Below are 9,950 nucleotides of genomic sequence, written 5' to 3'. Positions count from 1 at the left end.
TTAGTTTGGGAATTTACCGAAAAGCCTCTGGATTGGCTTGGGTATCATTATAGAAAGAAAAGGCAAGCACGTCTTCTGCTTACCTTTCATGATTTTTATAAATAATATAAGAGTGGCCAAGCATTGTAAAACATGTGAACTAGAGTAGAAACCCATAGGTTTTGGCTCTTTTTATAAGCAAAGCCCAGTAACACGCCCCCAAGTAGATAAAAAATAAACGAAGGGACATTAGAAGGTCCATGCATGAAAGAAAAGAGAGAGGAAGTTAGCACAAGCCCTAACCAAGAATTGTCAAAAACCGCACCTTGAAGAAGTCCTCTGAAAATGAGTTCCTCCTGGATGGGGCCAAAAACTGTGGAAGTCAAAATCAAAGACAGGGAAATTCCTCTGCTGACTTCCGCCAAGTGTTGAACTCCTGCGCCAGAAGAAACAGCGAAGAAATGAATATAAACTAGCGTCTCAAGAACGCTTAGAAGAAAGATTACAATGAAAAGCAACAGTTCTTTCTTGCTTAACATCCCAAAAGAAATCATGTCAAACTTTCTAGCATAAGCAACACTCAGAGAGGTTACTAGAAGACTTACAATAATCAGTGCAGGCTCATTTTGAAAAAAATCCCCATGGTTAATCGTATAAGGAACTGTAATGACGATTATTAGTACTAAAAATCCAAAGCACAAGGCATGAAATTTATCAAAAAACTCCATCAAATTATCCTCCTCACCAAACAGACTTCCTACGCGTCATTCTTTAGGTCTAGTCTTTCCAAAACAAACCATTTGAGTAACCAAAATCCGACCACATAACCAGCCCCTAAGAAGATAGCCATTAAAGATAACATGGGATTTAGGAAATAAAAGACCACCACAGATACAAAGGTTAGCACAAAAACATTAAAGGCAATGGTGTCAGAAGCCAAGACCAGAATATAAGGTGTCAACCAGTCTAAGGTTTTTGAATCTAGGAAAAATAAGTGTTTATACATGATAACCTCCTCTATGGCTGAAAAGCAAGCCTTTGGTTTTTTTACCCCAAGACCCTATGTAGAAAAGTGAGCAAAAATGGTAAGTTTGCGATGATATTATTAACAATATGAATCGAATAAGAAGGATAGATACTCTTAGTATAACGTGTTAGACAGGCAAATAGACAGCCCACTGCCGTATAGACAAAAATATCTGCCAGACTTGGCAAGCTAGAAAAGTGGGGCAAGGCAAATAAGAATGACGGAAAGAGAAGATCCAGCCCCCACCTCGAATTCTTAAAGAAGGCATGTTGAAGCAATCCCCTACATACCAATTCTTCCATCAGAGGTCCTAGTACGATTAAGGTTAGGTAAACACCAAACTCCGCAAAATTTGTCTCACTATAAGCAATAAACAAATTCCACCCTTCATTGGTTCCCTGAACGTGTTTAGCTGTCAGATAGTTAAAGCAGATAAGCACAACAGCTGCTAACACCGTCAGAACAGAATAGCTCAACCACTTTTTCCTAGGGATACGAAAGAGATAAGCATGGCCCGACCTGACCAAAATCCAAACCATCAAGCCGATAAAGAGAAGGCTGATGATGTTTCGAATCCAGATAATATTTCCTACCCAAGACGAGAACTCCCAATAATTGCTCCAAAATTGGGGCGTCCAAGACAGTCCGAAAAACAGAAACAAATAAGAAAGAATTGCACTCGTTTTGAAAAGAATAGAGTGTCTTTTCATATAAATCCTCCTACTATCTACAAGACAGGATGGCTCCCCTTGTCAGGCTCTACTGCTGTAAGATTAAGAAGACAGTTTGTTCTTTTTAAGGATAACCTGACTACTAGATAATAGATACATTAAGGCATTAAAGACAATGAAAATATGTCCATAGAATAAAATCAACCTCGCATCCAAACCAAGATAAAGTTTGATTATCAAAAAGATGAGCAAAAGAATTTGAAACCATAAGGTTTTTCCAAAAATAAATTTAAAGCGATTTCGAATGTCTACTTCCTTGATTTTTACCGCCAACCCTTTATTGGCAAGAAGGAAAACTCCTGCCTCAAACAAACCACTGTAAAGAACAAGCCACCCAATCGATACGATAGAGATTTGTAAAAATGTCCCTAAAAGAATATCCAACACACTACTCAAGAAAATAACAAGAAATAGTCTGTATTTCATATATATAAGCGATTAGTTGTTGATAGAATTCTGTTTCTGAAATACCTCTATACAAACAGATAATAGACATAAAGCCTGTCAAGCCGATGAACATGAGTTGATTGGTTCTAGGACTAACCAAATCATCATTTACTTATATTTAAGAGTATCTCTTTTATGTTAGTGTATGTTAACACTAAAAAACAAGTTAGGCCAATAATATTTAAAATGAACAATAACGGGGTTAAGTCTCTAAAAAAATTATCTACTGACACTACAAGAAATACTATACATATTATAGTCGAAACTATCTTTTTCTTATCCATAATTATTTACTCCTTTCCTAACAAATCCAGCTTATCAATCAAGAGCGATTTTTAACATAATGTAGCAGCACCCGTTGCAACTTTGACAATTTCAGTATAGCACTATTTGTTAAAGTTTTTCATCCAAATCTTGAATAGTCATCGAGACATCTTGAATTGTAAAAACTTCATTAGCCCCTACTTTTTATAATACTTCAAGCCCCAAATAAGCAGAAGCATGATAATCAAGCAGAGAATAGCACCAATGTAGGCAATCAATTGCTGATAGGATTCTCCTGCTGTGATACCTCTATACAAACAGATAATAGACATAAAACCTGTCAAGCCGATGAACATGAGTTGATTGGTTCTAGGACTAACCAAATCATCATCTTCAAACTCTCTTATCCTCATCTCCCTAGTGAGGTAAACAGTAACCAAAATCGAAGCCAAGTTAATAACCACTAAAAGAAATTGGAAAACCAAGGAAAAATTTAAAAACTGACGAGATAGAAATAGATAAGTAGAGACAAGCAAGGGCAACTGACCTAAGAACAATCTCGCAAGGAAGATGTTCCGTTTTTTAGCAAGAAAAGTTTTCATTTCTTTGCTCCTTTCTTTTTAGTTAAAGCAAGATAAATCATAACCGCAATCATATAGGCTATAGTATAAAATAGCTGATACCAAGCACTCTCCCTAAGCGGATATAGAAAGATGGACATGATTAGATACAAGATGAAAATGACAAGTATTTTTTTCTTCATAAGATTTCCTCCTAAATGTTTGTTGAGCTAGAACCTTTACACTATTAGTATAGCACTTATTTTGACCTTGGATCACTCAAATCACGAATGGTCATCAAAACATCTTGAATTGTAAAAAATTTAAAAAGCAAGCATGAAAAACATACTTTCCTCTTTATATTGTATTGATACCAACTTGTTTGTAGACTTTTCATCCTGCTATCACATATCATTTTGACAGGCGAAACAAAATTAAAGAAACTCCCCTGTAAATTAAGCTAGCAAATACAGGGGAGAAATTTATTTTTTAGAGGGTACTATCTGTATCCTTTTTGGGAGATTTTGAAAATATTTTTCTAATTAAATCATCCATATAAGGACCAAATATACCAACTACTAAACCAATAATAAAACTTTTAAAATCCATAATTACCTCCAAGTACACAAGCTCAAGTCTTTAAGCAACCATAATAGCCAATTGTAACATTGTTTTTGCATTCACGAGGAATACCTCTTTTTACTTTCGTCCTATTACAACCTTAATAAGGTTAGTATACTACTATTTTTTAAAATTTTCCATCCAAATCACAAATGGTCATCAAAACATCTTGAATTGTAAAAAATTTAAAAAGCAAGCATGAAAAACATACTTGCCCTAGGGGAATTTAACAATGTGAAAATACATCGAAAGCTATTCAGCCTTACTTCCGTCTGTTCTCATATATTCTCATGATCGCAACAAGGATAGCAGCTGTCCCACTTGCCAAAGCGATAAGGGTAATGATAATGTTGAGGATTTCAGGCGTACTCCCTATTCTGTTGATAAGACGGAGTAGGGATATAACTGTCAACTGAATCAGGAGTATTGATTCTACTCTTACCAATGAAGTCAGTTGATTTTCAACCGCATATAAAAATGCTGGTAATAAAACACAGGCTATAGCAATCACAAACAGATTGCTCCCTGTTTCTTCTCCCTTGTTCACAACGGAAAGCATGAGAAGATTCGATGCTATGATCAACGTAGAACAGATGATAAAAAAGGATTTCTTATTCATATAGGGTACCTCATATACTATGGCATTTTAATTGATGACTGCAGGCAGTACTTCTTTCCACAAGTCTTCTAATCATCAACTGACATCGAGTGAACTGTTAAAACCTGACGAAAGACTTGATTTTGGCAGGTGGTATTTAGACTGGTATTAGGATGACTTGCCACAATCTTCATAACGGTATAGAGACCAACTCCTCTCTCCTCCCCTTTAGAACTGGCTCCAAAGGAGAAGATTTCAGAAATATCGATGCCCTCTTCTTTGATGGAGTTTTCAATGATAAAGGTCTCCTGTGCCCCATTTTTTAAAAAGGCGATTGAAACATGAGGTTGACTGGCCTCTACACTAGCTTCAATAGCATTGTCACAAAGGATAGACACAATGGTTAGAAAATCAAGTAGACTCATCCCCTCGACCTGAATCTCCTCAGGAACTTCGACATTAAAGACAATCTTCTTATCTCTAGCTTTTAGAAATTTCCCTGCTAGAAGACTTTTGAGGGCTTTATCACGAATATTCACCAATCGTCCAAGATCATATTTATTGTCATGTAATTTCTCACTGGAATCCTTTAAGACCGAGTCGTAGACCTCTTTTATCTGCTCCATATCCTCCTCTTCAATGCCCAGACGTAAGCTGGTCAAGAGGTTAGTGTAATCATGGCGAAAGCTCCGGACTTCCTTGTAAAGCTCCTCTATATGCCGACTATAGCGTTCCATATCTCTGTAGCGCAAGACCTGCTCTTGGTCCAGTCTCTCATGAAGTTTGTCCTTCAAATAGGTATCCAATTTCTTGATCATCCCCATAAAAAAGAGCAGGTAAAACACTAGAATCAGATGGCGAACAGTCGTTGATTGAATACCTTGTTCATATTCAAAGAAAGACAGACTTTGCATCACTAGATAGTAGCCCCCCATTATCCAGTTAATCGTAGTCAGGGACTTTTTAAAACCTTTATCGAGAATCTCCCTTCTCAAGTTAGTGAAATCATAGTCCAACCATTTCAAAAAGACTAAAACTATGAAGCAAACGAATATCGTCATCAATAAAAAGATAGGATTGCTATCTTTATCTACAATTTCTTGTCCCCAAAATGGAAGCACAAAATAGGAGACCCCTCTATAAAAGAGATTCACCAATATCATTGGAAAGAGACCATAAAAGAAGAGGAGTTTTTTAGGAAGCCCTCTTAACAGTAAGAAAGACAAGCCTATACCGTACAAGGGGTCCATAAAATAAAATAGGAAACTATCTCCTACCATATAGCCAATCATTAAAAAAACAAAGGCCAACAGTATCTTAAAAAGAAAGGCCTTAAAAATCCTCTCAAAAGTGAGACCAATTCCATCCACCTTAAAGAAAATGACAATTTCTAGTCCATGAGTAACAAGTGTATATAATAATATCCAAGCAATATTCATAAACTCTCCTAGCTCAATGCAAGTTATTGATAGCTTCAGACACTTCTCTGACCTTATAACGCGCGATTAGACAGCTTCCACCATTGGGAAAGAAAAGGAGTTTTTCTTTCTTATCCAAACGAACCACATTGGCAGGATTGATGAGAAAAGAGCGGTGGCACTGCAAGAGACGAGGCTCCTGCTTGAAAACCTCCTCTAAGCTCGCTGTAAATTCCAGTCTGTCTGTCTTGGTATAGAGAATAACACGATGGGCTCTGGGCGACGTTTCGAGATAGTAAACCTCTTGAAAAGGATACTGAAATTGGGCAAATTTTGATTTAAAGTAAAAGCAATCTTCCGCCAGACTCTTACTATCTTGACTATTGGCATAGAGGAGGGCTGTCTCGATCCGAGACTCAAACTCCTCAGCTGACAAGGCCTTATCAATATAGTCCAAAGCAGACACTTGGTAGCGAAAGGACAGGGGCATAAACTCCGAGTGAGTCGTCACAAAGACAATCAGGGCATAAGGATCCCGATCCCGAATCTTTCTAGCCACTTCCAGACCCTTCATCTCCTCATTTCGAATCTCAATATCCAAAAAGAATAGCTGATGGGCTCCCTTCTCATGCACCTCTGCCAGCAGCTGGTCTGGCTTACCAAAAACTTCAAAAGAGCTGGGAGTGATATGATGCTCCTTCAAGAGTTTCTCAATCGTCGTTTCAATCCTAGTCTGTTGGGAAAAATCATCTTCTAAAACAAATATTCTCATCTTCTTACTCTCCTTGTTTCGATTTCTTCCTAAAAATAGAATAGCAAAAATACTATGATACAAGCCCACCCAATCCTAAACAGGCCTTTAACGCTCCTGAAAGGTATCTTGTTCCTCAAATAAGCATGATAATCTTACCACTATTTTATCATAAAATCTTAACAGTACCATTCAGGAAATTTCAAGAACAATTAAAGATTTGATGGTGAAAAAGGAGATAAAAGTGATAAACTGACAGTATCAAAACACAGTTGCTAGAAACAAGACTGGCACCAAGATTAAAGGAGGAATTCTCATGACAGATACAGACCCTATCAAAAGAGCTCAGACTTTGATTACTGACTTAAACAAAGCCTACCAAGCATGCAAACAGGCAAGCGCTGACGACGTCCGCTTTCAGGAGCAGCTAAACTCTATTCTTGGTTTTCTAGCCAAGTCTGAGACAGTGGATAATCGAGTCTTGATTGAACTGGAAAAATTTTACCAGACTTCCAGCCTTCTCATGGGACTCAGTGCTCTCAATCCAGATGCTCCAACTCGCGCCGCTTGGCGGGCCTATGACCGCTTCCACTTTGACCAAGTCAAGACCAAGTTGAGTCTCTACGGACCAACCATTATCCTGTAGAAAATAAAAGAAGCTGAGACAGACTGAACTCAACTTCTTTTTTAGTGTCATATAGGCAATGTTAGTCCTGCATCTGACGTTTTACCTGATAAGGCAAATACAAGACTAGTAAAACCAAACCAGCTCCCAGTAAGGCTAGAAGGGCCAGTTTTTCTTGGAAGGTAATCAACCCGACAACTAATTCCACAAGTAAAACAAAAATGGTCAATCCTCGGACTACAGCCTGTAAGCCTTTTTCCTTTTGCCCCTTGTCCAGTGGAAAGAGTTGGGTCAAATACTGGTAGTCAAAGGCATGATAGAGGGCCAGCAACTGGAAGAGCAAGAGGTAGTTAAAGAGAACCACCACTGCTGTCGCAATCCAAGCTTGCTCGATAAAAACCTGCGCCAGTATGGAAAGCAAGAGAAGACGGAGACTGAGCGCAAAGAGGTCTCCATTTCGTAGATAAGAACGCAGATAGAGATTTTGCCAAATCTTCCCAGGGGCCTTCTGAACAGCCTTTAGGATAAAGTCCAGATAGGCACGACGCTTGACGCTGTTTGAAATCCCCTTGACCTGCGTAAAGAGGGCAAAGAAACGAAGCAAGACTTGCTTACGCTTGCTTTCTTGGGAAATGACATAATCCCAGTCTAGTCCAGTTTCAGTAAAAAATTTGCTGGCCTTTTGACGAAAGAGGAAATATTTTCCTACCCCCAATAAAAGCACATAGACCAGAAAAACAGGCAAGCCATAACCCATTGCTAAAAATAAAGGCGTAAATAACAGCAAGAAAAGGGTCTGCACAAAGAGCCAAAAGACTAGGGAAATGCCAGTTTGACGCTTGAGATGGAGCTTGATTTCCTCTTCTCCGACCAAGAGAAAGAGCTTGTCTGGAGCCTCCATATAGGTGGCAATTCCTCCCCAAAGCAAAAGTAAAACAGACGTAATTCCTACAAACAAAAGAATAGGCCAATGATTTTCAGGAAAATGTTGTAAGAGTTGACTGTACTGGTAGGCTAAAAAACCCAGCAAGACAAGCAGGAACAAGACAAAGTGGTCATTGAGAACATAGCGCAGATAACCAAGACACTCCTTACGAAAAGCCTGCTTTCTCTTTAAAAACAAGTCTTTCATAGCTCCTCCTCTTTGGTCAGAGCCAAGTAAATATCATTCAAACTAGCCTCAGGCATATCAAAGGCTTCGCGCAGTTGCAGGAGATTGCCTTTGGCACGCATCTCTCCCTTGTGGAGAATAACAAAGGCATCACACATCTTTTCCGCTGAATCCAGCACGTGAGTACTCATGAGAATAGACTTACCCTTTTGCTTTTCCACTTCCAAAAGCTGAATCAAGTCTGCAATAGCCAGCGGATCAAGACCAAGGAAAGGCTCATCCACGATGAAAAGACTCGGATCCACCACAAAAGCACAGATAATCATGACTTTCTGCTTCATCCCTTTTGAAAAATGAACAGGGAACCAGTCCAATTTCTGGTCCAGACGGAACATTTTTAACAAAGGTTCTACTCGATCAAAAGCCACTTTCTGCTCAATACCATAAGCCATGGCAACCGTTTCGATATGCTCTCTGAGGGTCAATTCCTCATACAAGCTAGGTGTCTCAGGAATGTAACCAATTTGCTTGCGATAGCTAGTCGCATCTTCTTGCAGGGTCAGGCCATTGATATTAATGGAGCCACTATAAAGTGTCAACAGACCAATAATCTCATTGATTGTCGTCGATTTCCCAGCACCATTGAGACCAATCAAACCGACCAGCTGCCCACTTTCAACAGTAAAAGACACATCTTTCAAGACAGGGACATGGACATAGCCACCTGTCAGGTTTTTAATTTCTAACATATTTTCTCCAAATCTGGTATAATGTAGCTATATTATATCAAAATTCAATACAGTAGAGGTAGATTTTATGTCAGATTGCATTTTTTGTAAAATCATCGCAGGGGAAATTCCTGCTTCAAAAGTATATGAAGATGAGCAGGTTCTTGCCTTTCTGGATATTTCTCAAGTGACACCAGGACACACCTTAGTCGTGCCAAAAGAACACTATCGCAATCTTTTGGAAATGAACGCTACTAGCGCCAGCCAACTCTTTGCCCAAGTACCAAAAGTAGCTCAAAAAGTCATGAAAGCTACCAAGGCTGCTGGTATGAATATCATTGCTAACTGTGAAGAAATCGCAGGTCAAACCGTCTTTCATACCCACGTTCACCTCGTGCCTCGCTACAGTGCGGACGATGACCTCAAGATTGATTTTATCGCCCACGAACCTGACTTTGACAAACTCGCTCAAGTCGCTGAAACCATCAAAAACGCCTAAGGAGTTACCATGAAATTATCCAACCTACTGCTATTTGCAGGAGCCGCAGCCGGAAGTTATCTGGTCACAAAAAATCGCCAAACCATCACAGATGAAGTCTTGAATACAACTGACCGCGTTCAAGCTATCAAGGATGATGTGGATATTATCCAAAACAGCCTGCAAATCATCGACCAGCAAAAAGAACTCATCAAGGAATATCAAGAAGACCTGACTTACAAGTTTAAGGTCGTGGAAAAGGATATCCAGACTAGACTAGCTGTGATTAAAGAAACACAGGAACTTGAAGATAAGTAAAAGAGCCACTCGGCTCTTTTTTAAAAGGTAAACAAGTTATAGTGAATTGAATTTAGAATAGCACATCATAGTTTCTAAAGCATTGTTAGAGATTACTTTAAAATCCTCTTATCAATTTGTTCATATTATATTTCAATCTACTATATATATCCCATCAACTATGCATCATAATTTAGGTAACTCATACTCAATAAAAATCAAAAAGCAAACTAGAAAGCTAGGCACAGACTGCTCAAAACACCGTTTTAAGGTTGTGGATAGAACTGACGAAGTCAACTCAAAACACTGTTTTGA

15 protein-coding genes are annotated in these 9,950 nt (G+C 38.7%); 3 read left to right on the top strand and 12 right to left on the bottom strand.

The annotated features are described in order from the left end of the window. Nucleotides 1-95: 95 nt before the first annotated feature. The 10 genes from HT697_RS03145 to HT697_RS03100 all read right to left on the bottom strand — a co-directional run bounded on the left by HT697_RS03145 (nucleotide 96) and on the right by HT697_RS03100 (nucleotide 6,417). Nucleotides 96-707 carry a type II CAAX endopeptidase family protein gene (locus HT697_RS03145; RefSeq protein ID WP_173262081.1) on the bottom strand — a complete coding sequence of 204 codons (612 nt, stop codon included), beginning with the start codon at nucleotides 705-707 and terminating at the stop codon, nucleotides 96-98. A 29-nt stretch (nucleotides 708-736) separates the two neighbouring features. Further along, nucleotides 737-985, bottom strand: coding sequence for an immunity protein BlpZ (blpZ, locus tag HT697_RS03140; RefSeq protein WP_173262079.1), 249 nt, complete (start codon nucleotides 983-985; stop codon nucleotides 737-739). A gap of 41 nt (nucleotides 986-1,026) precedes the next feature. Beyond that, nucleotides 1,027-1,716 (bottom strand): CPBP family intramembrane glutamic endopeptidase, encoded by a 690-nt coding sequence (locus tag HT697_RS03135; protein WP_173219796.1) that lies wholly within the window; start codon nucleotides 1,714-1,716, stop codon nucleotides 1,027-1,029. Between the two features lie 63 nt (nucleotides 1,717-1,779). Next, a complete protein-coding gene (locus HT697_RS03130) occupies nucleotides 1,780-2,163 on the bottom strand; it encodes an immunity protein (RefSeq protein WP_173219793.1) in 384 nt (127 codons plus the stop codon). A 482-nt stretch (nucleotides 2,164-2,645) separates the two neighbouring features. Beyond that, entirely contained in the window at nucleotides 2,646-3,050 is a 405-nt protein-coding gene (locus tag HT697_RS03125; protein ID WP_138704684.1) for an immunity protein, read from the bottom strand. Next, nucleotides 3,047-3,211, bottom strand: coding sequence for a hypothetical protein (locus tag HT697_RS03120; RefSeq protein ID WP_049511538.1), 165 nt, complete (start codon nucleotides 3,209-3,211; stop codon nucleotides 3,047-3,049). Before HT697_RS03120 ends, HT697_RS03125 begins: the two co-directional genes overlap by 4 nt. A gap of 286 nt (nucleotides 3,212-3,497) precedes the next feature. Further along, the gene (locus HT697_RS03115; protein WP_173219790.1) at nucleotides 3,498-3,617 is read right to left on the bottom strand and encodes a PncF family bacteriocin immunity protein; all 120 of its coding nucleotides are present in this window, start codon (nucleotides 3,615-3,617) and stop codon (nucleotides 3,498-3,500) included. A gap of 274 nt (nucleotides 3,618-3,891) precedes the next feature. Next, a complete protein-coding gene (locus HT697_RS03110) occupies nucleotides 3,892-4,248 on the bottom strand; it encodes a hypothetical protein (RefSeq protein WP_173219785.1) in 357 nt (118 codons plus the stop codon). A 68-nt stretch (nucleotides 4,249-4,316) separates the two neighbouring features. Then, nucleotides 4,317-5,666, bottom strand: coding sequence for a sensor histidine kinase (locus HT697_RS03105; RefSeq protein WP_173219782.1), 1,350 nt, complete (start codon nucleotides 5,664-5,666; stop codon nucleotides 4,317-4,319). Nucleotides 5,667-5,679: 13 nt separating this feature from the next. Continuing rightward, entirely contained in the window at nucleotides 5,680-6,417 is a 738-nt protein-coding gene (locus HT697_RS03100; protein WP_173219780.1) for a response regulator transcription factor, read from the bottom strand. Nucleotides 6,418-6,712: 295 nt separating this feature from the next. Between HT697_RS03100 and HT697_RS03095 the strand changes: the two genes are divergently transcribed. Next, nucleotides 6,713-7,042: a helicase BlpT gene (locus HT697_RS03095; RefSeq protein WP_173219777.1), complete on the top strand. Its 330-nt coding sequence runs from the start codon at nucleotides 6,713-6,715 to the stop codon at nucleotides 7,040-7,042. A 61-nt stretch (nucleotides 7,043-7,103) separates the two neighbouring features. Here the strand turns inward: HT697_RS03095 and HT697_RS03090 are convergent, their stop codons facing one another. Both HT697_RS03090 and HT697_RS03085 read right to left on the bottom strand, forming a co-directional pair. Continuing rightward, complete coding sequence (locus HT697_RS03090) at nucleotides 7,104-8,153, bottom strand: ABC transporter permease (RefSeq protein ID WP_173219774.1); 1,050 nt, start codon at nucleotides 8,151-8,153, stop codon at nucleotides 7,104-7,106. After that, complete coding sequence (locus HT697_RS03085; protein ID WP_173262076.1) at nucleotides 8,150-8,881, bottom strand: ABC transporter ATP-binding protein; 732 nt, start codon at nucleotides 8,879-8,881, stop codon at nucleotides 8,150-8,152. Before HT697_RS03085 ends, HT697_RS03090 begins: the two co-directional genes overlap by 4 nt. Nucleotides 8,882-8,948: 67 nt before the next feature. Between HT697_RS03085 and HT697_RS03080 the strand changes: the two genes are divergently transcribed. Beyond that, entirely contained in the window at nucleotides 8,949-9,359 is a 411-nt protein-coding gene (locus HT697_RS03080; RefSeq protein ID WP_050275810.1) for an HIT family protein, read from the top strand. 9 nt (nucleotides 9,360-9,368) lie between these two features. Continuing rightward, on the top strand, nucleotides 9,369-9,656 hold the full coding sequence (locus HT697_RS03075; protein WP_173219770.1) for a hypothetical protein: 288 nt from the start codon (nucleotides 9,369-9,371) through the stop codon (nucleotides 9,654-9,656). Nucleotides 9,657-9,950: the final 294 nt, after the last annotated feature.

It is taken from the genome of Streptococcus sp. 1621, assembly GCF_013276615.1.
In the GTDB taxonomy this organism is placed as follows: Bacteria; Bacillota; Bacilli; order Lactobacillales; family Streptococcaceae; genus Streptococcus.
Note: the sequence above shows the minus strand (reverse complement) of the source record. Positions and strands in the feature narration are given on the sequence as shown.

Coding starts and splice junctions, on each gene's coding strand:
- HT697_RS03105 (WP_173219782.1), bottom strand. CDS start 5,666: ATGAATATTGCTTGGATATTATTATATACACTTGTTACTCATGGACTA.
- HT697_RS03080 (WP_050275810.1), top strand. CDS start 8,949: ATGTCAGATTGCATTTTTTGTAAAATCATCGCAGGGGAAATTCCTGCT.
- HT697_RS03110 (WP_173219785.1), bottom strand. CDS start 4,248: ATGAATAAGAAATCCTTTTTTATCATCTGTTCTACGTTGATCATAGCA.
- HT697_RS03090 (WP_173219774.1), bottom strand. CDS start 8,153: ATGAAAGACTTGTTTTTAAAGAGAAAGCAGGCTTTTCGTAAGGAGTGT.
- HT697_RS03100 (WP_173219780.1), bottom strand. CDS start 6,417: ATGAGAATATTTGTTTTAGAAGATGATTTTTCCCAACAGACTAGGATT.
- HT697_RS03135 (WP_173219796.1), bottom strand. CDS start 1,716: ATGAAAAGACACTCTATTCTTTTCAAAACGAGTGCAATTCTTTCTTAT.
- HT697_RS03125 (WP_138704684.1), bottom strand. CDS start 3,050: ATGAAAACTTTTCTTGCTAAAAAACGGAACATCTTCCTTGCGAGATTG.
- HT697_RS03075 (WP_173219770.1), top strand. CDS start 9,369: ATGAAATTATCCAACCTACTGCTATTTGCAGGAGCCGCAGCCGGAAGT.
- blpZ (WP_173262079.1), bottom strand. CDS start 985: ATGTATAAACACTTATTTTTCCTAGATTCAAAAACCTTAGACTGGTTG.
- HT697_RS03120 (WP_049511538.1), bottom strand. CDS start 3,211: ATGAAGAAAAAAATACTTGTCATTTTCATCTTGTATCTAATCATGTCC.
- HT697_RS03085 (WP_173262076.1), bottom strand. CDS start 8,881: ATGTTAGAAATTAAAAACCTGACAGGTGGCTATGTCCATGTCCCTGTC.
- HT697_RS03130 (WP_173219793.1), bottom strand. CDS start 2,163: ATGAAATACAGACTATTTCTTGTTATTTTCTTGAGTAGTGTGTTGGAT.
- HT697_RS03115 (WP_173219790.1), bottom strand. CDS start 3,617: ATGGATTTTAAAAGTTTTATTATTGGTTTAGTAGTTGGTATATTTGGT.
- HT697_RS03145 (WP_173262081.1), bottom strand. CDS start 707: ATGGAGTTTTTTGATAAATTTCATGCCTTGTGCTTTGGATTTTTAGTA.
- HT697_RS03095 (WP_173219777.1), top strand. CDS start 6,713: ATGACAGATACAGACCCTATCAAAAGAGCTCAGACTTTGATTACTGAC.